The organism is Streptomyces flavalbus (assembly GCF_042674625.1).
Lineage (GTDB): Bacteria > Actinomycetota > Actinomycetes > Streptomycetales > Streptomycetaceae > Streptomyces > Streptomyces flavalbus.
The window spans coordinates 6,465,810-6,492,156 of sequence record NZ_JBHTEB010000001.1 but is presented as its reverse complement, the minus strand read 5'-3'; the positions used below and the strand labels follow the sequence as shown (position 1 = coordinate 6,492,156).

The following is a 26,347-nucleotide window of genomic DNA, read 5'->3' as shown; positions in this document are numbered from 1 at the left end:
GCTCACTCAGATCTTCGGGATGTCCAGTTCGATGCCGACCCGGTGGTCCGGGTCCGCGTGGTCGGCGGCGTCCTCGCGCAGGCCCAGGTGCGCGGCCACGAGCAGGGTGAGGGGGTGCCGGGGTCCGAACTTCTCCAGCAGGCCGCGGTGCGTGCGCTCGTCCAGCTCCCGCGCGGCACGCGCCTCGCCCGCGAAGACGAGCAGGTTGGCGTGGCAGAGGGCGGCGGTGAGGATGAGCGGGTGGTGCTGGTCGACGTGGAGGGTCTCGCGCAGCCCGCGCAGGCCCCGCTCGCTGAGCTCCACGGCGGTCTCGTCCTCGGCGTCGCGCAGCACCAGGGCGAGGTTCACCTCGGCGATCCGGGCGAAGAGGTGGTCCTCGCCCCACTCCCGGTACGCCGCGAGGTTCTCCTCGGCCAGCTCCCGCGCCCCGCCCGGCCCGCTGACCTTGCCGAGGAACCGCAGGTCGGCGGCGAGTCCGGCGCGCGCCGCCAGTGTCTCGGGGTGCCGGGGCCCGCCGTAGGTGACGAAGGCGTCGACGACCCGCGCGTCCAGCACGCGCGCGGAGTCCGCCTTCTCCTGGCGTGCCCGCCGCGACAGCTCCGGGGAGAGCACGGCGATGTGCCGCAGGGTGGAGGCCAGGGAGCAGGCCGCCAGCAGGGTGGTCACGTTGGACCAGCCGAAGTCGGCGGCGTCGCTGGTGTGCCGGTAGATCTCCTGGAGTCGGCTCAGGGAGTCGTCGTAGCGGCCGAGTTCACGGAGTCTGCCGCCCATGTGCACGGAGGTGCGCAGGGTGAGCGGGTGCCGTTCGCCGAGCACCCTGACCCGCTGTGCGTGGACCTCGCGGTGCTGTTCCAGGGAGTCGCCCGGCAGGCCGACCATGTCGAGGGACAGGCCGAGGTTGCTGCCCGCCATGAGCGTGAAGTGGTCCCGCGGGCCGTACTTGGAGCGCAGGATGTCGAGGGTGGACGCGTCCTCGGCGAGCGCCTCCTGCGGGCGGCCCAGGGCGCGCAGCTCACCGCCCCGGCCGAGCGCGCTGCGCAGGGTGAAGTCGCCGTCGACGTCCTGCACCCGGCACAGTTCCCGGTGGGCGGCGGCGTTGACGCGGTTGGCCTCCGGGTAGTCGCCCATGTCGGTGTGGATGTTGGCCAGTTCCACGCGCAGCCGGAGCAGCAGGAGCAGCCGTTCCTCGTCGCCGGTGGCCAGGGTGGCGGTCCAGTTCTCCTCCAGCCGCCGGGCGAGGTCGTGGGCGGCCCGCAGCCGTTGGGTGAGGCGCCGGTAGCGCACCTGGTTGACCAGCCAGCGGCGCACCTCGGGGTCGTCGTCGGTCACCGCCTGCGAGGACTCGACGTGCCGGTCGAGTTCGGCGTAGCGCGGGTACAGCGTGCGGTCGTCGACGCGGTCGTCCGGGGGCGCGTAGGCGGCCAGCACGCGGCGGACGCCCGCGGCGATCCGGGCGGCCTCCTCGGGTTCGAGTTGCTGGCGCTGCCAGGTGAGGATCATCCGGGAGGCCCGCAGCCGCTTGCCGTCCTGGTCCTGGCTCGCCTGCGACCTGCCGACCAGGCTCTGCGCGGCGAACCCGAGCTGCCGGGCGCCCTCGGGGCCCTCGGGCAGCCGCAGGAAGTCCAGGGCGGCGGGCGACTCCAGCAGGTCCCAGCCCGCGCCCTCCGGGGAGAGCGCGGTCAGCGTCTTCAGCAGCTCCAGCGAGGCCGGGCGTTCCTTGCCGACGTCCTCGACGACGCTCTGCCACATCGCCGGGACCGCGCCGAGGCCGATGTCCCGCCGGTTGGTGATCTCCTGTACGAAGTCGTCCACCGCCGCCTCCACCGGGCGGGCGGTGCTGCGCAGGTAGGCCACCATCTGGTCGAGCATCTGCGGCAGGGTCTCCCCCAACGCGACGAGCCGCTGGGCGAGTTCGACGGTGAGCGCGGGGTGCTTGCGGCGCAGGTACCGTACGGCCTCCTCGGCGGTCGGCGGTTCGATGGCGACGGGTTCGGCCACGCCGCCCCAGTCGGCGCTCTCGGAGGTGATCAGCGTGTGCACCTGGTTGCCGGTGACGAGCAGGTTCCGCACGGTCTCGGGCTGCCGGGCGTCGTCGTAGACGAGGAGGATGCGCTCGGGTCCGCCCTCGCGGCCCTCCAGCAGTTCGCGCAGTGCCTCGATGGCGCGGGGCGACGCCTTCGGGGAGGCGTTCAGCCGCTCGCTGAGCAGGACGAGTTCGCGTTCGATGCTCCCGGCGTCGGCGGCGGGCAGCCACCACACGATGTCGTAGTCGGCGCGGAACCGGGTCACGTACTCCAGGGCGTACGTGCGTTTGCCGACGCCCGCCGGTCCGCTCAGGACGACGGGTTTCCTGGCCGCGCGGCCCGGTGGCAGGGCGTTCCTGAGCTGCCGCAGGCGGTCCTCGCGGCCGAGGAACTCGCCCTGGTGACTGGGGACGCCGTGCCACACCCGGGGGTGGCGGCCGGGGAAGCGGGGTCCGGCGCCGGAGCGCTCCGCCCAGGGCGCGTCGTGCCGGTCGCCGGGCAGGAAGTGCGTCAGGAGGGCGTTGCGGGCGGGCTGTTCCTCCAGGGTGTACAACTCGGGGCCGCGCAGGCCGCGGAACGGCGGCTGCACCTCGATGTCCTCCAGCCAGGCCACCTTGACCTCCGGCCGGTCGCCGAGCCCGCCCGGGTTGGGCAGGTTCGCCGCCAGCGCGGTGAGCTGCGGGGAGCCGACCATGGCGGACGACATCAGCACGAGGTGGGTGACGCCGGGGTCGCGGCGGACGGCGCGGTCGACGGGGCCGTCCCCGAACTCGGCCAGCACCCCGTTGGCGGCCAGTTCCGCGCGGATCCACTCCGCCCAGCCGCGGTCCTGGGGTTCGTACACGAGCCGGACGACGCGGGGTGCGGGGGGCTCGGCGGCGAACGCCTGGCCGTAGCGCTCGCGGTCGGTGTCGGGGAGCGTGGCGAAGCACAGGTCGGGGTCGCCGCTGATCTCCTTGCCGAGCCGTTCGAGGGCCAGCTTCTGCAGGGAGACGACGTACTTCCGCAGCGCGAACGGGATGAGCGTCTCCTCGTAGGCGAGGTACGGCAGGTGTCCCACCTCGACCTCGCGCCAGTACTGCTCCTCGCCGGTCAGCTGGATCGGGCCGACGGCGCCCTCGAACTGGTGGCGGGCGCGGGCGCGGCGGCGCTCGGCCTGCTCGGGGTGCGAGGGGTCCACGCGCATCGGGACGGGCAGCACCCTGATGCGGCCGCCGGACTGCTCGCGCAGTTGGCGGGCGACGGCGGCGGAGCCCTCGATGGACTGGTTGCTGAGGTTGAAGCCGACGACGACGACGACGGGCAGGAGCAGGGTGCACAGGCTGGCGTTGTCGGAGTGGCCGGTGCGGCTGTCGATGAGGACGTAGTCGTAGTCGTCCTCGCGCAGGCCGCGCCGCAGGGTCTCGGCGAACAGCCGCCCGCTGTGCTCCTGGTAGAACCGGGCCCAGTCGAAGGCGGCGACGCGTCGGCTGTACAGGCCGTCCTGGCGGCCGGGGCCGAGGAAGTCGATCCGGCCCCCGGGGTGCGGGAACCGGTAGGCGAGCGAGTCGGTGTAGAAGCCGACCTGGGTGTGGCGCCGCAGGACTTCGGCCAGCCGCCGCTCGTGGTCGGCGTCGGACAGTCCCTCGGCCGCCAGGGCTTCGACGGCCCGCCCGTAGTTCTGCACCATCTCCACGACCCCGGGCGACTCGCTCAGCTCCGGGTCCCGCAGGAAGGGCCGCAGGTAGCGGTGCAGGCCGGGGGACTCCAGGTCCCAGTCGACGGCGAGGACCCGGTGTCCGGCGTCGGCGAGCAGCCAGGCGATGTTGGCCAGCGCCATGGTGCGCCCGACCCCGCCCTTGTACGAGTAGAAGGTGACGACAGTCGCCTGGTTCCGGCGGGATATGGAACCGGAGGGCTCGGCACTGCTCATCGATGTCGCTCCAGCGTGCGTGCGTCAGCTGTGGGGCCCCCGGAGGATCGGCCTCTCGTCGTCCTCCGGAGTGGAGAACCAGGATCTGCGGGGGGCGGCCTCCCACCGTGCGTCGGCGCGGTGGGACGTCGGTGCGGCGTGCGTAGGCAGCCACGGTACCCGCAGCGGCGGGAACTGCCTATCACGGTTGCTTCCGCCCGAGAGGGGAATTCGCGGCATTCCCGAAACGCCTGGGGCGACGGTGAAGCAGAGGTCCTCGGGTGTCATCGCGGGGGGCGCGTGACGGGCCCCGGTGAGGATGCGGTCGACCACCGCGCGCAGCACCTTCCGGTAGCCGCCGCGGGCGTGCGGCGCGCCGACGAGCCCGGCGAGTCCGGAGCGGGTGTAGTCGCCGACGAGCACGGTCACGGTGTCGGGTTCGCGGTGCCGGGGCAGTCCCTCGGTGGTCCACAGCACCGGCACCAGGGCGGGCGAGGGCTGCCCGGTGCGGTCCTGCGCCCACCTCAACCGCCGCCGGAACACGGCGAGTTCGCCGCGGGTGCGGGGTTCGGTGTAGTAGCGCTCGGTGAGCAGGGCGAGCAGGGTGCGGCAGCGCATGACCGGCGTCCAGTCCGGTACGGCGGCCCCGAAGGGTCCCGGCGGACGGTCCGGCAGCACGCCGGTGCGGTCCGGGTCGGGGCCCAGGCGCCGCTGTATCTCGGCCTGGACGTCGGTGTGGAAGGCCCGCAGCCAGGGGTCGGACGGCGCGGGCAGGGCGTGGCTGATGTAGTAGTAGGGAGCACTGGGACCACGGTGGCCGGTCATGCGCTCCACCCCCCTCCGGCAAGACGCGCGCGCAGGGCGGTGACACCGTCGGTCAGCCGCCCGCGGACGTGGTCGATGAGGAACCGGAGGTCGGCGCAGTAGCACGACGGGTTGTCGAAGCCGTTGTCCGGGTGGTGGCGGTGCGCGCGCAGCCCGCCGCCGCAGATGTCGACGACCGGGCAGGACCGGCACTGGGCGCAGAGCCCGGCCAGTCCGGCGCGCTCGGCGGCGAATCCCGGGTCGGCCGCGGCGCGGTCGAAGTCATGGGCCCCGATGTGGAGTACGGACCGGGCGGCGCCCGCGCTCACCGTCTTGAGGATGTCGTTGTACTCGATCAGTCCGGACGGCTGGATCACCACGACGTCGGAGCCGTAGGGGCCCCACATCTCGCTGCTGCTGGTGCCGCCGAGGTGCAGGTCGAGGAGGGAGTCGAAGAGCCGTACGGAGGTCTCGCGGCGGGGCGCGTCGAACCAGCGGTCGAAGACGGCGGCGAGCCAGCGGCCGTAGGGCGCGGCGGGCGCGTCCGGGGAGCGGGGCGGTGGGAACTGCCAGGTGGCGTGCGGCAGCAGCAGGTCGACGGTGGGCGGCTCGTGGGCGAGCAGCGCCTCGTAGGTGGCGACGGGGTCGGCGGTGATGTCGACGACGCACAGCAGTCCGCCGTACAGCGGCCGGTAGCGGGGGGTGCGCAGGAGTTCCAGCGCGCGGGTCACCTCGGCGTGGGTGCCGCGTCCGGCGCGGTCGGGGCGGCGCCGGTCGTGGGACTCGGGGGTGCCGTCGGTGCTGACGCCGACCCTGATGCCGTAGCGGTGGAAGACCTCAAGGAAGGCGTGGTCGAGGCGAGAGGCGTTGGTCTGGACGAGCAGGTCGATCCGGGTGGCGAGGCCGCGGCAGTCGGCGCGCAGCCGTCGGGCGAAGTGCTCCAGGGTGGCGGGCGGGGCGAGCAGGGGTTCGCCGCCGTGCAGGATGACCTGGGCGCGGGGCGGGCGGTGGCGGCGCAGGTGCTCGGTGATCCGGCCGGACAGGCGGCTCATCACGGTGGGGCCCATGACCAGGGGCTGGGTGCTCCAGCCGTCGTCGCGGTGCTCGTAGACGTAGCAGTCGGGGCAGCCGAAGTTGCAGCGGCTGTGGAGCTTGACGACGAACTGGGTGAACCGGGGCGGTGGTCCGGCGGGCGGCGGGGGCGCGCTGGGCGCCGTCTCACACCGCACTTTCCCACCTCGGCCGCTCGGGTCCGGCGCCGTGTCCGGCGTTGCGCAGCAGGGCCTCGACGAGGGCGCTGCGCGGCAGGCGGCGCAGGGCCCGTGGGTCGGGCGGGGCGTGTGGAGCGCCGTCGGCGGACGCGGGTAACGCCCGGCCGCCGGGTGCGGTGTGCTGTGCCGCGTCGTGTGCCGTCACGCAGGCTCCCCCTGGCTGTCCCGGCCGAGTGGTGCGCGGTTCGACCGGCGTGGTCCGGTCGAACGGCCGGAGTGCTCCGGGGAGTTGTGTGGCTCCTGGTACAGTCCGGGACCCGTGGGCCCGCGGACCGCTCGCCCCCCGCTCGAGAATGCCTCGGCGCGCTGACTGAACGCCCCCATCAGATACCTGTGAGTGTATCGACCGGGGCGAAGTAAGCCTATCCTCTGAGGTATTAAGGGGGTGTGAACCGGCCTATTGGGGACCGCCGTTGACCGACCGGCCATCCTTTGTGACCGAGTCTGCGCGATTGTCCATCACGCCGGACCAGCCGGCGGGAGTCTGTGAGGGGCGCGTGGATCCAGCCGCTTTCTTCTATACGAGCTGTGTACGGGCCGACGGCTGGCGTGCGCTGACGCGGTTCCACACCGACCTGGAGTACCACCTGCGCATCCAGGAGGGGTTCGGGGTCAGTGGGGTGCTCGGCGCGGTGGCGGAGCCGGAGTCGGCCCGGGAACGCGACCTGGCCAGGGCCGGGGTCATGGTCGCCCTGTACTCCCCGCGGTACTTCACCGACCGCGGCGCGGGCCAGGAGTGGGCGGTCTTCCGGTCCCGGATGCGGTACCACGAGGACGTCCGCGGCGTCCCGGCGCGCGGCTGTCTGGTCCCGCTGTGCTGGAAGCCCGTCCCCGACGACCAGGTACCGGCGGGCGTCCGTACGGCGGTGACGGCGCCCGGCGCCTTCGACTGGCTGCGGGAGCGGGGCCTTGAGGCCCTGGCGGCCTCACCGGACTCGGAGGACGGCGTCCGCTACCACACCCTGCTCGAACAGTTGGCCAAAACCATCGCCGAGGCGGGCCGCGCGGAGCTGGAGCACCTCGACCCGGCCGACGTGCCGGAACTGGCCCCGGCGTTCGGCACCGAGAGGCCGGTTCCCGTCCCGCGGCGGGGCACGGCGGCCCGGGGCGGCCCCGCCGCGGGGCGCGAACCGGGCTCGGTCGCCATCAGCTACGTCGGCGCCGACCAGCCGTGGGCTGACTGGATGACGGAGGTGCTCCAGCAGCGGGGCCGCCGGGTCGTACCGCACCGCTGGCGGGCCAGCCGCGAGAGCCTCCAGGACGCCGTCGCCCAGGCGCGGGGCATGGCCGAACACCTACTGGTGATCTTCTCCCGGAACTACTTCGCCGCCGGGGACACCAGCCCCACCGAGTGGGAGGACGCGTTCCCCGAGTCCCGCAGCCGCTCCTCGGACGCCGTCCTGGTGCAGATCGACGCCGCGCCCCGGCCGCTGCTCGTGCGGGACGCCGAGGTGGTCGTCCTGGCCGGGACGGACCCCGCGGAGGCCGAGCAGCGGATCGAGGAGGCGCTGCCCGGCGCCCCGCCCCCCGCCGACGCCCCGGGGAGCGGCCGGTGAGCCCGTTACGCCGCCCGCCCCGGCAGCTCCCGCCCGTCACCAACCTCCCGCCGCTCCCGGCACCGTTCGTCGGCAGGGACGAGGAGATCGCGGACACGCACCGGCTGCTCGACAACCACCGGGCCGTGCTGGTGCACGACCCGGAGGACCGCCCGCACGGGTACGGCACCTCCCACCTGGCCCTCTCCTACGGCCACCGCTACACCCAGCACTACGAACTCGTGTGGGTCATCGACTGCGGCGGCGAGCAGGACCCGGGGCGGCTCGCGGACCTGGTCGCGGCGCAGACCACGCTGCTGGGCGAGGCGTTCGAGGCGGGCACGGGCGAGCCGCTGACCGGTCCGACGGCGGCCGACTGGCTGTACGTCTTCGACAACGTGGCCCGCCCGGACGGCATCCGGCGGCACTTCCCCGAGGGCAACGCGCGTATCCTCGTCGCCTCCCGCGCCACTGGCACCTGGCCGTCGGCCGCCCGGCTGCGGGTGGGCCCGCTGGACCGGGACGACGCGGTCCGGCTGCTGAAGGAGAACATGGGCCTGGAGCAGCGGCACGCCGTGCTGCTGGTGGACACCTTCGGCGGGCACCCGCACCAGATCGTGCGCGCCGGTGAGGCGGTCCTCGCGGGCCGGGTCACCCCGGAGCAGGTCGTCACCGTGACGGAGATAGCGCGGATGGCGCCCCCGCCGCCCGAGCGGCCCCCGACGCTCGCGATCCCCCGGCAGCGCCGCTCCGGGGACCTGGACGCGGCCCGCACGAGCCTGCGCTCCAGTCTGCTGCGCTCCACGGTGTGCCGGGACTCCGGCAGCTTCCGGCGCTGGATGGCGACCCTGGGGGCCCGCACCCGTCTCGCCCTGCCGTCGGACAGCGCGACCGCCGACCTGTCGATGGCGGAGCGGGTGGAGCTGCTGCTGGACATCGTGTTCGAGCGGCGGGACCCCGACTTCGCGCGGGCGCTGGCCGACACGGTGGCGGCGGAGACGGAGACCGCGGGCTCCGGCCGCCAGATGGCCGACACCGTACGGGACATCGTCGGTGAACTGGCGGCCCACTGGTCCGGCGCCGGGCAGCCGCCGCCCGTGGTCGCGCCGGAGAAGCCCTCGTGCTTCTTCTTCACGAGCTGGCACAACCGGACGGTCGACCAGGAGGAGGTGCTCCGCTTCCACGCCCTGCTGGAGAAGCAGGTGACGGCCAAGCTGGGCGGCCGGGTGAAGCCCGCCGGGTTCCTCGACAAGACCATCAAGCACGGCGCGGTGTGGGAGCCCAAGCTGATCGAGGCGATCCGCACCACGCGCCTGCTCGTTCCCCTGATCACCGAGGAGTACTTCACGAGGGAGTGGTGCAGGCGCGAGTGGGCGGTCATGATGAGACGCCTGGCGAGCACGGACGCCGCGCCGGACCAGCAGCCCATCGCCATCATGCCGGTGATCTGGGCCAGGCCCCTGGACGGCTGGATGGTGCCGGAGGACTACAAGCCCTACCAGCGCTGGGTGCACTCCGCCGGGAAGCCCGAGTGGGACGGCGACGTCTACGACCTGCTGGCGGGCGACCGGGAGACCGAGCTGAAGCGGTACGTCTCCACGCTCGCCAACACCATGGTCGCGGAGGCCAGCACCCCGCTGCCGCCGCTGGACCGGGACCTGGTGATGAAGGTCCCGCTGGCCTTCGCGGACGTCAACGGCGGGATGGGCTGAGACACGCGCCGCCCCGCTCTAGGGTTCGGTCCATGACAGCCCCGCACCAGGACCCCGACTGCGCCTTCTGCGCGATCGCCGCCGGGACCGCACCGGCCCGCGTCGTCGCCACCACGACGGAGACACTGACGTTCCTGCCCCTGAACCCCGTACACCCCGGACACGTCCTCGTCGTGCCCCGGCGCCATGTCGCGGACGTCTGGGGCCTGGACGAGGGGACGGCGGCGGCCGTCAGCGCGGCGGTGCTCAGGGCCGCCCACGCGGTCCGCGCCGTCCACCGCCCCGAGGGCATGAACGTCATCCAGTCCTCCGGCGCGGTCGCCACCCAGACCGTTCCGCACCTGCACGTCCACGTCGTCCCCCGGTACGCGGGCGACCGGATGCCCCGGTTGTGGCCGGAGGCCGCGCCCACGGAACCGGAGCGGCTGGACGACTCGGCGCGTCGGCTGCGCACGGCCCTCGGGTCACCTCACGACTAGCAGCGCGACCACCTGGGCGACCAGGAGGGGGCCGTAGAAGATCGACAGGGTGGGGGAGACGGCGGCCCGCAGCACGCCCGCCTTCTCCCGGCCGGGTGCCACGTCCATGTGGAAGGGGGCGATGTCCTCCTCGGGACGGCGCACCCGGTCGTAGAGCCGCCGGAAGAGCCGCTCCTGGTAGAGGAAGTAGCCGTCCATGATCCAGAAGGCCAGCACCGGGAGGATGCTCACCAGGGCGACGGCACTCTCCTCGTTGCCGACGGCGTAGGCGAGCAGCGCGCCCGTGACGGTCAGCGACCAGCCCTTGATCAGGAAGGAGTTGCCCGCCATCCGGGTCACGATGGTCTGGATCATCTCCAGATGACGGATCCGTACCTCGTCCAGCGCCATCGGCTCCCCCGGAGGTCAACTCGCCCGCCGCTTAGCCTAGTCGGCGGCGCGCGACGTCGGTGTCCGTTCGCCGCCAGCGTCCTGGGATGGGCGTCGGTGGAATGGGGGGCATGACTTCTCAGGTATTTGGCATGACAGTTCGGACACCGCTGCTGGGTCGGAAGGCGCTCGTCACCGGGGGCAGTCGGGGCATCGGCGCGGCGACCGCCGTGCGGCTGGCGCAGGAGGGCGCGGACGTGGCCGTGACGTATGTGCGGGGCAAGGAGGCCGCCGAGGACGTCGTCCGGGCGGTGGAGTCGCTGGGGCGGCGGGCGGTGGCGCTGCGGGCTGACTCCGCGGACCCGGTCGAGGCGGCGGACGCGGTGGCGCGGGCCGTGGCGGCGCTCGGCGGGCTCGACGTGCTGGTGAACAACGTGGGCGTCGGGGTGCTCGGGCCGCTTTCCGAGCTGTCCCTCGCCGACGTGGACCGGGTCCTCGCGGTGAACGTGCGGGGCGTCTTCCTGGCCTCCCAGGCCGCCGCCGCGCGGATGGCGGACGGCGGCCGGATCATCACCATCGGCACCTGTATGACCCAGCGCGTACCCGGCCCGGGCGGCACCCTGTACGCCATGAGCAAGTCGGCCCTGACCGGGCTGACGCGGGCGCTGGCCCGGGAACTCGGCCCGCGCGGGATCACCGCGAACATCGTGCACCCGGGGCCCGTCGACACCGACATGAACCCCGCCGACGGGCCGTACGCCGCCGGTCAGGCGGCGCTGACCGCGCTCGGCCGGTTCGGCACCGCCGACGAGATCGCGGCGACCGTCGCCCACCTGGCCAGCGCCACGTACGTCACCGGCGCCGAGTTCTCGGTGGACGGCGGCCACGCGGCCTGACGGCGCCGGGGTCAGCCGCCCAGCTCCTGGTGGCGCGCCGTCAGGCGCCGCGCGCCGTCGTCCGTCAGGGCGCCGAACAGGCGCAGTCGGGAGATCCCGCCGTCCGGGTAGATGTCCACGCGCGCGTGGGTGCCGACGACGGGCTCCGGCAGGACGAAGCGGTGGTTGGTGTCGGGCTGGAGGCGGGTCCGGGGGAGCGCCTCCCGCCAGGCGCCGTCTCCGCCGTCCGCGCCGTGCTCGCCGTCCCGCACGGAGACCGACGCCCAGCCCGCGCTGTTGCCCTTGAGGTAGGCGGTGTCGATCTCCAGGGCGCGGATCTCGGCGCGGGCGGCGAGCCGGTAGCGGATCCAGTCGTGGCCCTGGTCGCGGCGGCGCCGGGTCTCCCAGCCGTCGTCCATCTTGCGGGAGCGGCCCGGCTGGATGGTGTTCGTGGCGGGCGAGTAGAAGCGGTCGGAGGCGTCCTCGACCTGGCCGCCGTTCTCCAGGGCGACGACGTCGAAGGTGCCGAGCGCCGCCAGCCAGGCCGGGTCCGGGACCACCTCGCCGTACACGCGCAGCCGGGCGATGCCGCCGTCGGGGTGCTGCCGGACGCGCAGGTGGGTGACGCGCCGCTCCAGCGACACGGCGAACCCGTTGGCGGCGTGGCCGCCGACCGGGGTGCGCGGGACGAGGGTCGTCCACTGCACGTCGGGACCGAGGAGTTCCTCCGGCGCGGCGGCGTCCGGCGCCGAGGTGGCCTCAATGGACACCGCCTGCGGGTGGTTGCCGCGGAAGTGCGCGGTGTCGACGACGACGCCGCGGACCACGCCGGGCGCGCCGAGCCGGACGAGGGCCCAGTCGTGGTCGTCGGCGGCGGGCCAGGGATGGTCGGCGGAGGCACCGCGGCGGCGCCGGGTCTCCCAGCCGTCCATGATCTTGCCCTTGTGCCCGAAGTGCTCGGGGTCGAACACGGGCCGCTCGGGCACCAGCAGGTTCTCCCGCTGGGCGAAGAACTCGTCGTTGGCGGCGATGACCCCGGCGCCGAGCCGCCGGTCGGCGAGGTTGGCGTACCGGGTGAAGGGGAAGTCGGCGGTGCGGTAGTCCGCGTACGGGTCGCCGCCCGCGTAGGGGTGCGCGTCGCCGGTGAAACGGGGTATCGCCGTCACGGTGATCAGTTCTGCCTTTCGTCGGTTCGGCCGCCGCGGGTGCGGGCGGGCGGGGGTCAGTGGGTGCGCTGGAGGAGCCGTCCCTTCGGTGCGGTGAACTGGCCGTCCGCGACGACGCGTTCGCCGCGCAGCCAGGTGGACTTCACGACGCCGCTGAGGGTGCGGCCCGCGTACGCCGTGACGCGGTTGCGGTGCTGGAGGGCGGCCGGGTCCACGGTGAAGGTGGCGTCGGGCGCGAGGACCGCGAAGTCGGCGTCCCGTCCTACGGCGATGGCGCCCTTGCGGTCGTCGAGGCCGACGAGTGCGGCGGTGCGGGCGGACATCCAGCGCACGACGTCCTCCAGGCCGTGGCCGCGCCTACGGGCCTCGGTCCAGACGGCGGAGAGGCTGAGCTGGAGGCCGGAGATGCCGCCCCAGGCGGTGGCGAAGTCGGCGGTCTTGAGGTCGGCCGTGGACGGGGAGTGGTCGGTGACCACGCAGTCGATGGTGCCGTCCGCGAGCGCCTCCCAGAGCAGGTCCTGGTTGGCGGCCTCCCGGATCGGCGGGCAGCACTTGAACTCGCTGGCGCCGTCCGGCACTTCCTCGGCGGTCAGGGTGAGGTAGTGCGGGCAGGTCTCGACGGTGACGCGGACGCCGTCGGCGCGGGCGGCGCGGATCAGCGGCAGCGCGTCGGACGACGACAGGTGCAGCACGTGCACGCGCGCGTGGAGGCGCTTCGCCTCGGCGAGCAGGGTGGCGACGGCGGTGTCCTCGGCGTCGCGGGGGCGGCTGGCGAGGAAGTCGGCGTACCGGGGGCCGCCCTTCTGCGGGGCGGCGGCGAGGTGGCCGGGGTCCTCGGCGTGCGCGATGAGCAGGCCGTCGAAGCCCGCGATCTCGGCCAGGGAGCGGGCGAGCTGGTCCCGTCCGAGGTGCGGGAACTCGTCCACGCCGGACGGGGACAGGAACGCCTTGAAGCCGAAGACCCCGGCCTCGTGCAGCGGGCGCAGGTGCCCCACGTTGTCGGGCAGGGCGCCGCCCCAGAAGCCGACGTCGACGTGGGCCTTGGCGGCGGCGACCTCCTGCTTGACGCGGAGGGCGGCGACGGTCGTCGTCGGGGGCAGGGAGTTGAGCGGCATGTCGACGAGGGTGGTGACGCCTCCGGCGGCGGCGGCGCGGGTGGCGGTCCAGAAGCCCTCCCACTCGGTGCGGCCGGGGTCGTTGACGTGCACGTGGGTGTCGACCAGGCCGGGCAGCAGGACGTCGTCCCCGAGGTCCTCAAGGCGGGCGCCGGAGGGCACCTGGGCGTCGTAGGGCGCCACGGCGGTGATCGTGCCGCCGGTCACCGCGACCGAGGCGGCGCGCATCCCCTCGGGGGTGATCACGCGCGTGGAGCGCAGCACCAGTTCAGCGTCGGACACCCGGGCCCCCTTCGGGAATTAACTTCCACGTAACGGAATTCAACTTTCTGTTGAAGGAGTTTCGCCTCCCGCCCCGTCGCAGTCAAGGGGCACACCCTCTACCGTGCACCCGCGGGCGACCTCTGGACTTTTCCGCAGTGCGGAATTAGACTTCCGCTCTACCCGTCCGTCCCGAAAGGAACGCGCCGTGCCGACGTCCCGCGCCAGCACCACCGACCCCGGCAAGTCCGCCAGCGGTGGCGTCCAGTCCCTTGAGCGCGCCTTCGACCTGCTGGAGCGGATGGCGGACGCGGGCGGCGAGGTCGGTCTGAGCGAGCTGTCCGCGAGCAGCGGGCTGCCGCTGCCCACCATCCACCGGCTGATGCGCACCCTGGTCGCCTGCGGCTACGTCCGCCAGCAGCCCAACCGGCGCTACGCGCTCGGCCCGCGCCTGATCCGCCTCGGCGAGTCCGCCTCCCGGCTGCTGGGCACCTGGGCGCGTCCCTACCTCGCCCGACTGGTCGAGGAGACCGGCGAGACGGCGAACATGGCGCTGCTCGACGGCGACGAGATCGTCTACGTCGCCCAGGTGCCGTCCAAGCACTCGATGCGGATGTTCACCGAGGTCGGCCGCCGCGTGCTGCCGCACTCCACCGGCGTCGGCAAGGCCCTGCTGGCGGGCTTCCCGGCACAGGAGGTCCGCGCCCTGCTCGCCCGCACCGGGATGCCCGCGGCCACCGAGAAGACGATCACCACGCCGGACGGCTTCCTCGCGGCGCTGGCGGACGTGCGGCGCCTCGGCTACGCGGTGGACGACAACGAGCAGGAGCTCGGCGTGCGCTGCCTCGCGGTGCCGGTGCCGGACTCCCCCACCGCGGCGGCGATCTCCATCTCCGGTCCGGCGGGCCGGGTCACGGAGGCGGCGACGGAACGGATCGTGCCGGTGCTCCAGCAGGTGGCGGTGGAACTCTCGCAGGCGCTGGCGACGCCGGGCGCCCCGGCGAGCTGATCCCGTCCCGGACCGTTCGGGTCAGCCGCGCGGCGGCTCACCGAACAGTTCCACCGCTTCCCGCACCTGGGTGAGCCCCTTCGACAGGGCGCTCACCGAGCCGATCGCGCCCGCGATGAGCAGCAGGGAGCGGCGCAGGCGGAGGATCTCGGGGGCGTCGCCCGAGGTCATCGAGGCGAGCGCGGCGAGTTCGTCCTCCGCGATGGCGCGGTCCGGGAACTCGGCCGGGAGCACGGCGAGTTCACGGCGTAACCGGGAGACGGCGGTCCGCAGTTCCGCCACCCTCGGGTCCTCGCCGCTGCCGGTCACCCGCTTCTGCCCCAAGCTCCGCAACACAGCTCTCCCCCCTCGCACGCCCATGTGCGCGGTCGTGTCGTCCCCCTGGACCATCCCCGGCTCCCCGGCTCGGGGACGCCGGTCAGTAAACGCCTTCCTGGGTGGATGCGCCACCGCCCGGACTGAAATTCAGCCCTCGGACGCCCGGAAGTCGACATGCCGTCAGGTATGCAGGACGTATGACCGAAAAAACTGAAGGCGGCGCCGTCGCCGGACTGCTGCTCGCCGCCGGGGGCGGACGGCGGCTCGGCGGGCGCCCCAAGGCCCTGCTGACGCACCGTGGGCGCCCGCTCGTGGAGCACGCGGCGGGCGTGCTGCGCGCGGCGGGGTGCGCGCGCGTGCACGTGGTGCTCGGGGCGCACGCCGACGCCGTACGCGACCAGGCCGAACTGCCCGGCTGTGTGCTGGTGGAGAACCCGAAGTGGGAGCAGGGCATGGGCGGCTCACTGCTCGCGGGCCTGGACTCGCTCGCCGGGACGGGGGCCGGGGCGGCGCTGGTGCTGCTGGTGGACCAGCCCGGCATCGGGGCGGAGGCGGTGGCGCGGGTGCGGGCCGCGTACCGGGACGAGTCGTCGCTGGTGTCGGCGGCGTACGAGGGTGTGCGCGGCCATCCGGTGCTGCTCGGCGCGGCCCACTGGGCGGGCGTCGCCGGGGCCGCGAGCGGGGACCGGGGGGCGCGTGGCTACCTCAGGGAGCGGGAAAGCGCTGTCACGCTCATCGAGTGCGGGGACGTGGCACGGCCGTACGACATCGACACCGAGGCGGACCTGGGTCACCTTGAGTGAGTGGGGTGACACCGAGTGCCACGATGCCTCGACCCGGAGAATCTCGACATCAACAAACCATTGAAGTTCCACGATGAGGAAATTACTATCCACTGCCCAGGGGCCTGTTCAAGGCAGCCACACTCGCTGAAGGAAGTGACAGCTCATGTCCGCACCAGCGCCGTCCCCGCTGGCCATCGTCGACGCCGAGCCCTTGCCGCGGCAGGAGGAGGTCCTCACGGACGCGGCGCTCGCCTTCGTGGCCGAGTTGCACAGCCGGTTCACGCCCCGGCGCGACGAACTCCTCGCCCGCCGCGCCGAGCGCCGCGCCGAGATCGCCCGCACCTCGACCCTGGACTTCCTCCCCGAGACCGCCGCGATCCGCGCCGACGACTCCTGGCGGGTCGCCCCCGCGCCCGCCGCCCTCGACGACCGCCGGGTGGAGATCACCGGCCCCACCGACCGCAAGATGACCATCAACGCGCTCAACTCGGGCGCGAAGGTCTGGCTCGCGGACTTCGAGGACGCCTCCGCGCCCACCTGGGAGAACGTCGTCGGCGGCCAGCTCAACCTGATCGACGCCCACACCCGCCGCATCGACTTCACCGACGAGCGGACCGGCAAGTCGTACGCCCTGCGCCCGGACGCCGAACTCGCCACCGTCGTGACGCGCCCGCGCGGCTGGCACCTCGACGAGCGCCACCTCCGGTCGGACGGCACCCCGGTGCCCGGCGCCCTGGTCGACTTCGGCCTGTACTTCTTCCACAACGCGCGGCGCCTGCTGGACATGGGCAAGGGCCCCTACTTCTACCTCCCGAAGACGGAGTCGCACCTGGAGGCCCGCCTCTGGAACGACGTGTTCGTCTTCGCGCAGGACCAGCTCGGCATCCCGCGGGGCACCGTCCGCGCCACCGTCCTGATCGAGACGATCACGGCGGCGTACGAGATGGAGGAGATCCTCTACGAGCTGCGCGAGCACGCCTCCGGGCTGAACGCGGGCCGCTGGGACTACCTCTTCTCCATCGTGAAGAACTTCCGCGACGGCGGCCCGAGATTCGTCCTGCCGGACCGCAACGCGGTCACGATGACGGCCCCGTTCATGCGGGCGTACACCGAACTCCTCGTCCGCACCTGCCACCGGCGCGGCGCGCACGCGATCGGCGGCATGGCGGCGTTCATCCCGTCCCGCCGGGACGCCGAGGTCAACAAGGTCGCCTTCGAGAAGGTCCGCGCCGACAAGGACCGCGAGGCGCGCGACGGCTTCGACGGCTCCTGGGTCGCCCACCCCGACCTGGTGCCGATCGCCATGGAGTCCTTCGACAAGGTCCTCGGCGACAAGCCGAACCAGAAGGACCGGCTCCGCGAGGACGTCCACGTCGAGGCGGCCGACCTGATCGCCGTCGACTCCCTCGACGCCAGGCCGACGTACGCGGGCCTCGTCAACGCCGTCCAGGTCGGCATCCGGTACATCGAGGCGTGGCTGCGCGGACTCGGCGCGGTCGCCATCTTCAACCTCATGGAGGACGCGGCCACCGCCGAGATCTCCCGCTCGCAGATCTGGCAGTGGATCAACGCCGGGGTCGTCCTCGACAACGGCGAGACCGTCACCGCCGACCTGGCCCGCGAGGTCGCGGCGCGGGAGCTGGCGAGCATCCGGACGGAGCTGGGCGAGGAGTCCTTCGCCGCGGGCAACTGGCAGCAGGCCCACGACCTGCTGCTGAAGGTCGCCCTCGACGAGGACTACGCCGACTTCCTGACCCTTCCGGCGTACGAGCAGCTCAAGGGGTAGCAGGGCGGGCGGTCACTTCAGGTGGGCCGACCAGTCCTGTTCCGCGGCCGGTCGGCCGTGCAGGTCGGGGACCCGCTTGAGCCAGTCCGGGCGTCCCCGCTGGGTGCGTGCCGCGCGCCGCGCCTCCTCGGCGGCGACCTCCTCCCGGGTGGGGAAGTCGGTCGGCAGCCAGGCCGTGGAGGCGCGCACGCGCGCGTGGAGGTAGCCCACGTACGCCTCCCGGACGGCGTCCGGCGTCGCGAAGTCCGCCTCCTCGGCCAGCCAGGCGTCCGGCACCTCGGCGACCACCGCGCGCAGCAGCTCCTCGGTCACCTTCGGCGCCAGCTCGGCGTCGGCGGCACGCAGGTCGGGGCCGTACTGCCCGAGGGCGTGGTGGCGGAAGTCGTACGCCTTCTCCGGCGCGGAGAGGTCCCAGCGGTGGTGGAAGACGAGCGCCGCGCCGTGGTCGATGAGCCACAGGCGCGGCGGGGCGACACCGGCGGTCGGCCAGACCATCAGGTTGGAGCTGTGGACCGTGCGGTCGACGTTCACGGTCAGGGCGTCCAGCCAGACGACCCGGCCCGCCTCCACCGGGTCAACCGGGAACGTCGCGGCGACCTCGGGCGTGAAGTCGCGGGCGCCCGGCAGCCAGTCCATGCCGAGGTTGGTCCCGGCGCTGGCGCTGTGCAGGTCCCGTACCTCCTGGTGGGGTTCGTGCCCGGCGATCGCCGGGTCGAAGTGCACCAGCACCAGCTCCGGGAACCGCAGCCCGAGCGCCCGCGCCAGCTCCCCGACGATCACCTCGGCGACCAGGGCCTTGTGGCCCTGCGCGGAGCCGGTGAACTTCACGACGTACGTCCCGAGGTCGTCGGCCTCGACGACGGCGGGGACGGAGCCGCCGGAGCGCAGGGGCTCGACGTACCGGGTCGCGGTCACTTCCCTCAGCATCCTGGCAGGCCCCACGGCTCGGTCGTCTTGCACGGTCACCTCATGGCGTGTGCATCGTAACGAAGTGGGTGTCGAAGGCGACGAAGCGGAGTTCCGAGGTGTAGCGGCGGCCCTCGTCGTCGGTGAGCCAGGTCTGCTCCGGGGTGGGCAGCATCTCCGTGATCGTCACCGTGCCCGCCGGGTCCTTGCGGGCCAGGCGGCGCAGGGCCTTGGCCAGGATGGTGATGTAGACCGGGCTGTCGAAGTCGACGTAGAACGGGCGGGACTCGGTCGGGGAGACGACGAAGACGAAGCGCGGCAGGTCGAGGCAGGTGCGCCACTGCCGGGCCTGGACGAAGCGCCGGGCTTCGTCCTTGACGTCGACGAAGGCGGCGTCCGCGGCGGGCAGCCGCCAGGTCTCGCGGGCGATGACCAGGCGGTCGACGGTGACGCGCGGGGTGTGCGCGGCGGGCGGCAGGAACTGGCACAGGTCCATCGCCAGCGTGGTCAGGACGTGCGCGAACACGTCCACCGCGGGGAACAGCGCGCCGTCCGGGAGGCGGACGACGAGGCCACCGTCGCGTTCCTCGACGACGGCGTCGGCGCTGCGGACGGCCCGCGGGCGGGCGGGGTCGGCGGTGAAGTCGGTGAGGGCGACCTGGTAGTCCTCGGGCCTGACCAGGGTCTGCCGGACCCGGGCGGAGAGGCGGGCGCGGTGCTCCTTGGGGATCAGGGGCAGCAGGCGCGGGCCGGGGTGGTCGCGGTCGGTGAGGGCGAACAGCTCGTCGACGTCCGGGTGCTGGTGGGTGAAGAGGGAGGCCGCCAGCGTGTTCGAGGCCAGGTGGAGTTCCCCGAGGACGAGGGTGAGGTCACCGCGGGCGGCGGCCTCCGGCCCGTCCGCGGCGATCATGATGTCGGGGCTGAGGTAGCGGGCGGCGGTCCAGCCACCGCCGTCTCCGCCGAACTCCCGCCGTACGGCCGCCTCGACGTCGGCGGTGCGCGCGGTCACCCGGCGGGCCCCCTCGGGGACGGCGAGGACGCGCTGCCAGCGTGCGGCGAACTCCTGTTGCAGGTCGGTCGCGGCGGCGCGGGCGGTGCCGTGCAGGACCGGCAGGCACGCAAACCAGAAGGAGGCCAGGTCCACCGGCCCGTCGGCGGCGAGCCGGTCGTACACCGTACGGGTCTCGGCGGCGACGGTGGCGGCCAGGCGTGCGGTGAGCCAGCCCGCGCTGTCCAGCAGCGGGCGCAGCGGGGCCAGCGCGTCCAGGACGGCGGGGCCGAGACGGGCGGTGGCGGAGCGCCGGGTGTCGGAGTAGACGAGGGCGCGGCAGGGCGCGGTGGTGGCGGACTTCTCGCGGACGGCGGCGGTGTCGGTGAGGTCCGTGAAGTCGCGTTCCAGTTCCTGGAGCGCGGTGACGAGGGCGTCCGCGTCGGTGGCGGCGGCGACCTTCGCGCGGCCCGCCTCCAGGCGGTCCAGGGCGGCGAGCGCGCGGTCCCGGGGGCCCGGGTCGCCGACGGTGTCCAGCCAGGCGCGCAGGGCGCGGTCGGGGTGGGTGCCCGCGGGCACCTCAAGGCGCCAGACCGCCCAGCGGCGGGCGACCAGGTCGGCCAGGACGGCGGGGACGTCGGTGCCGGGCAGTTCGGCGGCGATGTCGTTGGCCCGGTGGACGCCGTCGCAGCGGGCCAGGACGGCGGCCGTCGCGGCGTCCACGGTCGCCGGGCGGCGGCCGGGCACCCGCACCCGGTCACCGTCCACGGCGACGAACGGCACCCGCCGCGGGGCGATCCAGCCGCGCAGCGCCGGGTCCGCGTCCAGCAGCCTGGCCAGGGCGTCGATGCCCCAACTGGCCCAGTACACGGTGGAGTCCGCGATCAGGCCGGACCCGGTGTCGACCACGGCGCCGTGCACGGCGGGGTCCCAGCGGCCCCAGCCGACCGGGCCGAAGAAGCCGATGGTGTCGTTCTTCACGCAGAACCGCTGCCAGTAGTGGGCGACGAGTTCCTCGCGCTGCCGGGGCATACTGCTGCGCGCGTCCACGCCCGGCGTCCAGCGCAGGAACGGGGCGATGCCGGAGGTGAGCACGGGCCGGTTCTGCCAGGCCACCGCCTGCCGGAACGCCGGGGTGCGGGCGATGTCCTGGAGGACGTGGGCGGTCTCCACGGCCGCCGTGGCGAGCTGTTCGGCGAAGCCGTCCCAGTCGGGGCCGGTCAGCGGGGTGTCGGGGCCGAACTTGTCGGCGGCCTCGGCCAGTCCGGGCGGGGCCAGGCGCAGCACGCCGTCGGCGGGGAAACCGGGCCCGCGCAGCGCGAACTGGTTCCACAGCCGCCAGCGGCCGAGGGACGGAGCGGGTTCGTCGGTCATAGCGGCACTCCTTCGCGAGCACGGACGGGTTGGCGGGACGGGGCGCGAGCGGGGGCGGGCGGGGGCGGGCGGGGGCGGCCATGGGGGGCGCGGGGCGCGTCAACGAGGTGGCGGGCGGGGCAGGACACGGGCGCACCCGGCCATGGAGGGCGCGGGGCGCGTCAACGAGGTGATGGGGGGACCAGGACGCGGGTGGGGGTGGCTGGCGCTCCGGTTCCCCGGCCCCGTGGGGCGGGGTGGGTGGGGCCGGGAACCGGTGGGGGCGCCGCGTGGGTGGTGTCAGGCCCTGCCGTAGTCGGCGTCGACGACCTCGGCGAGGTCGCGGGGCGTCGGGTAGGCGAAGACCAGGGAGACCGGGATGTCGTCGGCGCCGAGGATCTCCTGGAGGCGGCCGGTGATCTGGAAGGCGGTCAGGGAGTCGCCGCCCGCCTCGTAGAAGTCGGTGTCGGCGGTGAGGTCGGGCAGGTCCAGCACCTCGCGGAAGACGTCGACGAGCAGGTCGAGGGTGCTGACGGCGGTGGCGGTGGCGGTGGGCTCGGTCATGGCGTGTGCTCCTCTGTGGTGGTGGGTGTGCGGTGCGGGGTGAGCAGACGGGCGGGCGTGTTGCCGCCCGAGACGATGGCCACGGCGGCCTCGCGGCGCCCGGCGCGCAGGGCTCCGGCGAGGGCGACGGCGCCGCTGGGTTCGGCGGCGACGCCGTTGCGGCGCAGCAGGGTGGCGGCGGCGAGGATCTCGGCCTCGCCGACGGCGATCAGGTCGTCGACCCGGTCGCGGACGATCGGGTAGGTGGTGTCCCCCGGGCGCTGGCCGCGCAGGCCGTCCGCGACGGTGGCGCTCGGCGGCAGTTGGACGGGGTGTCCGGCGGCGAGGGAGCGGGCGTAGCGCGGGGTGAGGGCGGGTTCGACGCCGACCACCCGCACCGGGTGGTCCGCGGCGGCGAGGCAGACCCCGGCGAGCAGGCCGCCGCCGCCGACCGGGACGTACACCGTCTCGGTGTGGGGGGCGTCGGTGAGGAGTTCGGCGCCGACCGTGCCCTGCCCGGCGATCACCAGGGGGTGGTCGGAGGAGGGGATGAGGGCGGCGCCGGTCGCCTCGGCGAGCGCGCGGGCGCGTTCCTCGCGTTCGGCCACTCCCCCGCCCACCCGGACCGTCTCGGCGCCCAGCGCCTGGATGGCGGCGGCCTTGGCGGGCGCGGAACCCGCCGCGAGGACGACGGTCAGCCGCAGGCCGAGCGTGCGGGCGAGCCGGGCGAGCGCGATGCCGTGGTTGCCGGACGAGCCGGTGACGACGTGGCGGGCGTCCAGGGCGAGGACGGCGTTGGCCGCCCCGCGCGTCTTGAACGACCCGCCGAGCTGGCGGTGTTCGGCCTTCAGCAGCAGTCGGGGGCCGCAGGCGGCGGTCACCGGGCCGGACAGCAGCGGGGTGCGGACGACGTACGGGGCGATGCGGACGGCGGCGGTGACGACGTCGGCGGGGACCGGCAGGCCGGGGACGCGCGTCGCGGTCGCAGTCGCGGTTGCGGTCGCAGTCGCGGTCGCGGTCGCGGTCGCGGTTGCGGACGGGCCGGGGCGGGGGCCGGTGGTGGTCGGGGTGCTCATGCGGTGCGTCCGGTGACCAGGCGGCGGCGGTCGGCCTTGCCGCCGCGGGTGGTGGGCAGGGTGGTGTGGCGGTGGAAGCGGCGCGGCAGCAGGTGCGGCGGCAGGGTGCGGGCCAGGTGGGCGCGGAGCGCGGCGTCGGTGGTGACCTGGTCGCCGGTGACGTGGGCCGCCAGGTAGACGCGGCCCCGCTCGTCGGTGTGCGCGGTGACGACGGCGCCGGTCACGGCGGGGTGGGTGAGCAGGGCGCCCTCGATCTCGGCGGGGTCCACGCGGTAGCCGCGGATCTTGACCTGGCGGTCGCCACGGCCCTCGTAGCGGAGGCCCTCACCTGTCCAGCGGCCGAGGTCGCCGGTGCGGTAGAGACGGGACCCGGGCGGGCCGTAGGGGTCGGGGACGAAGCAGGCGGCGGTACGGGCCGGGAGGCCGCCGTAGCCGCGGGCGACGCCGGTGCCGCCGATGTAGACCTCGCCCACGGTGCCGTCGGGGACGGGCGTGAGGTCGGGGCCGAGGACGCGCACGACGGCGCCGGTACGGGGCGTGCCGACGACGTCGTGCGCCGGGTCGGGGTCGGCGGGGACGTCGTGGCGGGTGGTGGTCATGGTGCACTCGGTCGGGCCGTACTGGTTGACGAGGCGGCCGGGGACGAGGCGGCGCCCGCCGGAGGTGAGGAAGGGCCGCAGGGACTCGCCGCTGGAGGCGACGACGGTGACCCCGGCCAGCGGGTCGGGCAGCTCCCGCTGGCCCGCCAGGTGGGTCAGGAAGGACGGCGTGACGCTGAGCAGGGCGGTGACGCGGTGCTCGCGCACGGTGCGGACGAACTCGGCGGGGCGCAGCAGCCGGGCGCGCTCGACGAGGACGAGGCGGGCCCCGGCCAGCAGGGGCGCGAAGGTGTCCCGGATGGAGGCGTCGTAGCCGAGCGGCGCCGTCTGGAGGGCGACGGTGTGCGGGCCGAGGCCCAGGGCGCGGGCCGTGTCGCGCAGGTAGCCGTCGAGGGCGTGGTGCTCGACGAGGACGGGGCTCGGCTCGCCGGTGCTGCCGGAGGTGTGGCTCACGTAGGCGAGCGCCCGGGGTTCGGCGGACCGCAGCGGCGGGTCCTCGGCGGGGGCCGGGCGGTCCAGGGGGAGGACGGGGACGTCCAGGTCGAGGGCGCGGGCGTGCTCGGGCGTGGTCAGCAGGAGGCGGGCGCCCGCGGTGCGGACGAAGGACGCCAGCCGGGCGCGGGGCTGGCCCACGTCCAGGGTGAGGAAGGCGGCGCCCAGGCGCAGTACGGCGGCGATGGCGGCGATCGCGTCGCGGCCGTGCTCGACGGCGACGGCGCACACGGTCTCCGGGCGGACGCCGTGGGCGTGCAGCAGGCGGGTCAGTTCGGCGGTGCGGTGGTGGAGTTGACCGTAGGTCACCGTGCCGTCCGGGGTGTCCAGGGCGATCCGCTCCGGGTGTTGGGCGGCGTGGTCGGCGAGGTCGTCGGCGAGGGTGCGCATCAGCGGTCCTCCCCGGAGACGACCGTCTGGTCGACGGCGACGAAGCGGAGTTCGGAGGTGTAGCGGTGCCCCTCGGCGTCGGTGAGCCACGCCTGTTCGGGGGTGGGCAGCATCTCGCTGACCTTCAGCCGGGCCTCGGGGTCCTTGCGGGCGAGGCGGCGGGCGGCCTTGGCGAGGATGGTGGTGTAGACGGGGCTGTCGAAGTCGACGTAGAACGGGCGGGGTTCGGTCGGGGAGACGACGAACACGAAGCGCGGCAGGTCGTGGCGGCGCTGCCAGTGCCGGGCCCGGACGAAGCGCGCGGCCTCCGACTTCTCGTCGGCGAAGTCGGCCCCGCTGACCGGGAGGTGCCAGGTCTCGCGGGCGAGGGTCATGCGGTCGACGGTGACGCGCGGGGTGTGCTCGCCCTCAGGGCGCAGCGTGAAGCGGTCCATCACGCGCTGGGTGAGGGTGTTGGCGTAGGCGTCGAGGACGTCGTAGCGGGTGCCGTCGGGCAGGACGGCGGTCAGCCTGCCGTCGCTGTCGACCACCTGGACGTCGGCGCCCAGCACGGTGCGCGGGCGGTGCGGGTCCCCGGTCTGGTCGACGAGGGCCACGTAGTGGTCCTGGTCGCGGTCGAGTGCGGGGCGGCTGCGGGTGGACCACTTCTGCGGCAGTTCCTTGGGGAGCATCGGCAGCAGGCGGGGGCCGGGGAAGTCGCGGGTGGTCTCGGCGAGCAGCTCGGCGCGGTCGGGGTGCTGGTGGACGAAGAGGGAGGCGCCCATGGTGTTCAGGGCGCAGTGCATCTCGCCGAGGACGAGCTGGACGTCGCCGCGGGCCAGGGCCGCCGCGTCGTCCGCGACGACCAGCACGTCGGGGCTGATGTAGCGGGCCAGCGACCAGCCGTCGCCGGGTTCCTCGAACTCCGCGCGGACCCGGGGCGCGAGGTCGGCGGTGGTGAGCCGGACGCTGCGCGCGCCGGGCGGGATGTCGAGCAGGCGGGTCCACTTGGCGCGCAGTTCGGCCTGTACGGCGTCGATGAGGTCGCCCGCCTCGGGGTGCGGGGAGGGCAGGGTGTGCAGCCACAGGGTGGCGAGGTCCACGGGGGCGCCGTCCGCGGCGAGCCGGTCGTACACGGTGCGCAGCCGGGCGCGGATGCCGTCGGCGAAGCGGTTGGTCATCCAGCGGGCGGCGGTCAGGCAGAGCTGGAGGGGTTCCAGGTGGGCGAGCAGCCCCGGCCCGGCCGTGGCGGTGGCGGCGCGGCGGGTGTCGGAGTAGACGAGGCCCCGGCAGGGCGCGGTCCTGGCGCCCTTGGCGCGCTGCGCCTCGGCGTCGGTGAGGGCGGCGAAGTCGGCCTCCAGGGCACCGATCGCCGCGGTCAGCGCGTCGGCGTCGTCGCCCGCGGCGCGCACGGCGTCGCGGCGGTCCTCCAGGACGGCGAGCTTGGCCAGCGCGCGGTCGCGGACCGCCGCGTCGGGGACGCGTTCCAGGATGGCGCGCAGGGCGCGGTCGGGGTGGGTGGCCGCGGGCACCTCCAGGCGCCACTGCGCCCAGCGGCGCCGTACCAGCTCCCGCACGCAGGCGGTGACCTCGTCGACCGGCAGGTCCAGGGCCGCGGCGATCGCGGCCACCGGCCGGGTCCCGTCGCACAGTCCGAGGACCGCCGCCTCGCGCTGGCCGACCGGCTGCGCGGGACGTCCTGGCACCCGTACGGTGCCGTCGGCGGCGCGGACGATGGAGACGCGGCGCGGGGGAATCCAGCGCATCAGCTCGGCGTCCTCGGCCAGCACCTTGGCCAGGGCGTCGATCGCCCAGCCGGAGAAGTAGACCTCCCCGGCAGCCAGGAAGCCGCCGTCCCCGGCGTCGGTGGCGACGGCGTCCGGCGCGGCCAGGTCCCAGTTCCCCCAGCCGACCGGGCCGAAGAAGCCGATGGTGTCGTTCTTCACGCAGAACCGCTGCCAGTAGTGCGCGACGAGTTCCTCCCGCTGCCGGGGCATACTGCTGCGCGCGTCGACACCCGGCGTCCAGCGCAGGAACGGGGCGATGCCGGTGCGCAGGACGGCCGGGTTCTGCCAGGCGAGGGCCGCCTGGAAGCGGGGGCGGGCGGCGACCTGTTGGAGGTGGCGGGCGGTGTGCACCGCCGCCGTGGACAGTTCGTCGGTGAACGCGTCCCACTCGGGGCCGGTCAGCGCGGTGCCGGGGCCGAACTTGTCGGCGGCCTCGGCCAGTCCGGGCGGGGCCAGGCGCAGCACGCCGTCGGCGGGGAAGCCCGGCCCGCGCAGCGCGAACTGGTGCCACAGGCGCCAGCCTCCGCCCGGCAGCAGGACAGGTGCGTGCTCGTCCGACATCGCGTGCTCCTTCCGAAAGACGTGGGGTGCGGGGAGTCCGACCGGCCCCGGGACGGGCGGTGGCCCGTCCCGGGTGCGCCGGGTTCTCCGGCCGGACAGCACCGTCCCGCGCGACGGGGGCGTGCCGACAGAGAAGATCCGGCAGCAACGCGCGCCGCGGGTTCGGCGCGTTCGTCCCTGACCTCGGCCTTGGGCGTACGGGCACGCTGTCGGCGTCGGTCGCGACCTGCGGCCGGTCGCACTCACCCGCGGGAGGTTCACCGTGACGCAACC

21 protein-coding genes are annotated in these 26,347 nt (G+C 74.3%); 7 read left to right on the top strand and 14 right to left on the bottom strand.

All coding sequences use genetic code 11. From position 1 onward, the window contains the following. Positions 1 to 6: 6 nt before the first annotated feature. From fxsT to ACFQZ6_RS28970, 4 genes are read right to left on the bottom strand one after another with little or no spacing between them, the layout of a single operon-like run. On the bottom strand, positions 7 to 3,936 hold the full coding sequence (fxsT, locus tag ACFQZ6_RS28985; protein WP_381614748.1) for an FxSxx-COOH system tetratricopeptide repeat protein: 3,930 nt from the start codon (positions 3,934 to 3,936) through the stop codon (positions 7 to 9). Between the two features lie 24 nt (positions 3,937 to 3,960). After that, positions 3,961 to 4,740, bottom strand: coding sequence for a hypothetical protein (locus ACFQZ6_RS28980; protein WP_381614745.1), 780 nt, complete (start codon positions 4,738 to 4,740; stop codon positions 3,961 to 3,963). Further along, positions 4,737 to 5,948 (bottom strand): FxsB family cyclophane-forming radical SAM/SPASM peptide maturase, encoded by a 1,212-nt coding sequence (locus tag ACFQZ6_RS28975; protein WP_381614742.1) that lies wholly within the window; start codon positions 5,946 to 5,948, stop codon positions 4,737 to 4,739. The genes ACFQZ6_RS28980 and ACFQZ6_RS28975 overlap by 4 nt, the downstream gene beginning before the upstream one ends. Next, a complete protein-coding gene (locus tag ACFQZ6_RS28970) occupies positions 5,938 to 6,135 on the bottom strand; it encodes a hypothetical protein (RefSeq protein WP_381614740.1) in 198 nt (65 codons plus the stop codon). Before ACFQZ6_RS28970 ends, ACFQZ6_RS28975 begins: the two co-directional genes overlap by 11 nt. 352 nt (positions 6,136 to 6,487) lie before the next feature. On the opposite strand from ACFQZ6_RS28970, the gene ACFQZ6_RS28965 reads away from it, so the two are divergent. The 3 genes from ACFQZ6_RS28965 to ACFQZ6_RS28955 are packed head-to-tail and all read left to right on the top strand — an operon-like array spanning position 6,488 to position 9,716. Continuing rightward, positions 6,488 to 7,546 carry a TIR domain-containing protein gene (locus ACFQZ6_RS28965; protein ID WP_381614737.1) on the top strand — a complete coding sequence of 353 codons (1,059 nt, stop codon included), beginning with the start codon at positions 6,488 to 6,490 and terminating at the stop codon, positions 7,544 to 7,546. Continuing rightward, the gene (locus tag ACFQZ6_RS28960) at positions 7,543 to 9,237 is read left to right on the top strand and encodes a TIR domain-containing protein (RefSeq protein WP_381614734.1); all 1,695 of its coding nucleotides are present in this window, start codon (positions 7,543 to 7,545) and stop codon (positions 9,235 to 9,237) included. The genes ACFQZ6_RS28965 and ACFQZ6_RS28960 overlap by 4 nt, the downstream gene beginning before the upstream one ends. Positions 9,238 to 9,269: 32 nt before the next feature. Next, on the top strand, positions 9,270 to 9,716 hold the full coding sequence (locus ACFQZ6_RS28955; protein ID WP_381614731.1) for an HIT family protein: 447 nt from the start codon (positions 9,270 to 9,272) through the stop codon (positions 9,714 to 9,716). On the opposite strand, the gene ACFQZ6_RS28950 is transcribed toward ACFQZ6_RS28955, so the two are convergent. Continuing rightward, entirely contained in the window at positions 9,702 to 10,106 is a 405-nt protein-coding gene (locus tag ACFQZ6_RS28950; RefSeq protein ID WP_381614728.1) for a hypothetical protein, read from the bottom strand. The two genes, ACFQZ6_RS28955 and ACFQZ6_RS28950, sit on opposite strands and share 15 nt — an antisense overlap. Positions 10,107 to 10,237: 131 nt before the next feature. Here ACFQZ6_RS28950 and ACFQZ6_RS28945 point away from each other — a divergent pair, with 131 nt between their 5' ends. Continuing rightward, positions 10,238 to 10,981, top strand: coding sequence for an SDR family oxidoreductase (locus ACFQZ6_RS28945; protein WP_381614725.1), 744 nt, complete (start codon positions 10,238 to 10,240; stop codon positions 10,979 to 10,981). An 11-nt stretch (positions 10,982 to 10,992) separates the two neighbouring features. Here the strand turns inward: ACFQZ6_RS28945 and alc are convergent, their stop codons facing one another. Continuing rightward, positions 10,993 to 12,126 (bottom strand): allantoicase, encoded by a 1,134-nt coding sequence (gene alc / locus ACFQZ6_RS28940; protein ID WP_381614723.1) that lies wholly within the window; start codon positions 12,124 to 12,126, stop codon positions 10,993 to 10,995. Positions 12,127 to 12,182: 56 nt separating this feature from the next. Then, positions 12,183 to 13,523 carry an allantoinase AllB gene (gene allB, locus ACFQZ6_RS28935; protein WP_381614720.1) on the bottom strand — a complete coding sequence of 447 codons (1,341 nt, stop codon included), beginning with the start codon at positions 13,521 to 13,523 and terminating at the stop codon, positions 12,183 to 12,185. A 187-nt stretch (positions 13,524 to 13,710) separates the two neighbouring features. Here allB and ACFQZ6_RS28930 point away from each other — a divergent pair, with 187 nt between their 5' ends. Beyond that, positions 13,711 to 14,511, top strand: coding sequence for an IclR family transcriptional regulator (locus tag ACFQZ6_RS28930; protein WP_381614718.1), 801 nt, complete (start codon positions 13,711 to 13,713; stop codon positions 14,509 to 14,511). A gap of 21 nt (positions 14,512 to 14,532) precedes the next feature. Here the strand turns inward: ACFQZ6_RS28930 and ACFQZ6_RS28925 are convergent, their stop codons facing one another. Further along, positions 14,533 to 14,847, bottom strand: a complete 315-nt coding sequence (locus ACFQZ6_RS28925; RefSeq protein WP_381614715.1) for a DUF5955 family protein — start codon at positions 14,845 to 14,847, stop codon at positions 14,533 to 14,535. Between the two features lie 179 nt (positions 14,848 to 15,026). Here ACFQZ6_RS28925 and ACFQZ6_RS28920 point away from each other — a divergent pair, with 179 nt between their 5' ends. Both ACFQZ6_RS28920 and aceB read left to right on the top strand, forming a co-directional pair. Next, positions 15,027 to 15,632: a nucleotidyltransferase family protein gene (locus tag ACFQZ6_RS28920; protein WP_381614712.1), complete on the top strand. Its 606-nt coding sequence runs from the start codon at positions 15,027 to 15,029 to the stop codon at positions 15,630 to 15,632. Positions 15,633 to 15,777: 145 nt separating this feature from the next. Next, entirely contained in the window at positions 15,778 to 17,400 is a 1,623-nt protein-coding gene (aceB, locus tag ACFQZ6_RS28915) for a malate synthase A (protein WP_381614709.1), read from the top strand. A 12-nt stretch (positions 17,401 to 17,412) separates the two neighbouring features. On the opposite strand, the gene ACFQZ6_RS28910 is transcribed toward aceB, so the two are convergent. From ACFQZ6_RS28910 to ACFQZ6_RS28885, 6 genes are all read right to left on the bottom strand, one after another. Continuing rightward, complete coding sequence (locus tag ACFQZ6_RS28910) at positions 17,413 to 18,327, bottom strand: HipA family kinase (protein WP_381614707.1); 915 nt, start codon at positions 18,325 to 18,327, stop codon at positions 17,413 to 17,415. Positions 18,328 to 18,367: 40 nt separating this feature from the next. Further along, positions 18,368 to 20,668 carry a lantibiotic dehydratase gene (locus tag ACFQZ6_RS28905; protein WP_381614704.1) on the bottom strand — a complete coding sequence of 767 codons (2,301 nt, stop codon included), beginning with the start codon at positions 20,666 to 20,668 and terminating at the stop codon, positions 18,368 to 18,370. 279 nt (positions 20,669 to 20,947) lie between these two features. Then, a complete protein-coding gene (locus ACFQZ6_RS28900; RefSeq protein WP_381614701.1) occupies positions 20,948 to 21,211 on the bottom strand; it encodes an acyl carrier protein in 264 nt (87 codons plus the stop codon). Next, entirely contained in the window at positions 21,208 to 22,266 is a 1,059-nt protein-coding gene (locus ACFQZ6_RS28895) for a threonine ammonia-lyase (protein WP_381614699.1), read from the bottom strand. Before ACFQZ6_RS28895 ends, ACFQZ6_RS28900 begins: the two co-directional genes overlap by 4 nt. After that, positions 22,263 to 23,747: an amino acid adenylation domain-containing protein gene (locus ACFQZ6_RS28890; RefSeq protein WP_381614697.1), complete on the bottom strand. Its 1,485-nt coding sequence runs from the start codon at positions 23,745 to 23,747 to the stop codon at positions 22,263 to 22,265. Before ACFQZ6_RS28890 ends, ACFQZ6_RS28895 begins: the two co-directional genes overlap by 4 nt. Next, positions 23,747 to 26,074, bottom strand: coding sequence for a lantibiotic dehydratase (locus tag ACFQZ6_RS28885; protein WP_381614695.1), 2,328 nt, complete (start codon positions 26,072 to 26,074; stop codon positions 23,747 to 23,749). Before ACFQZ6_RS28885 ends, ACFQZ6_RS28890 begins: the two co-directional genes overlap by 1 nt. Positions 26,075 to 26,347: the final 273 nt, after the last annotated feature.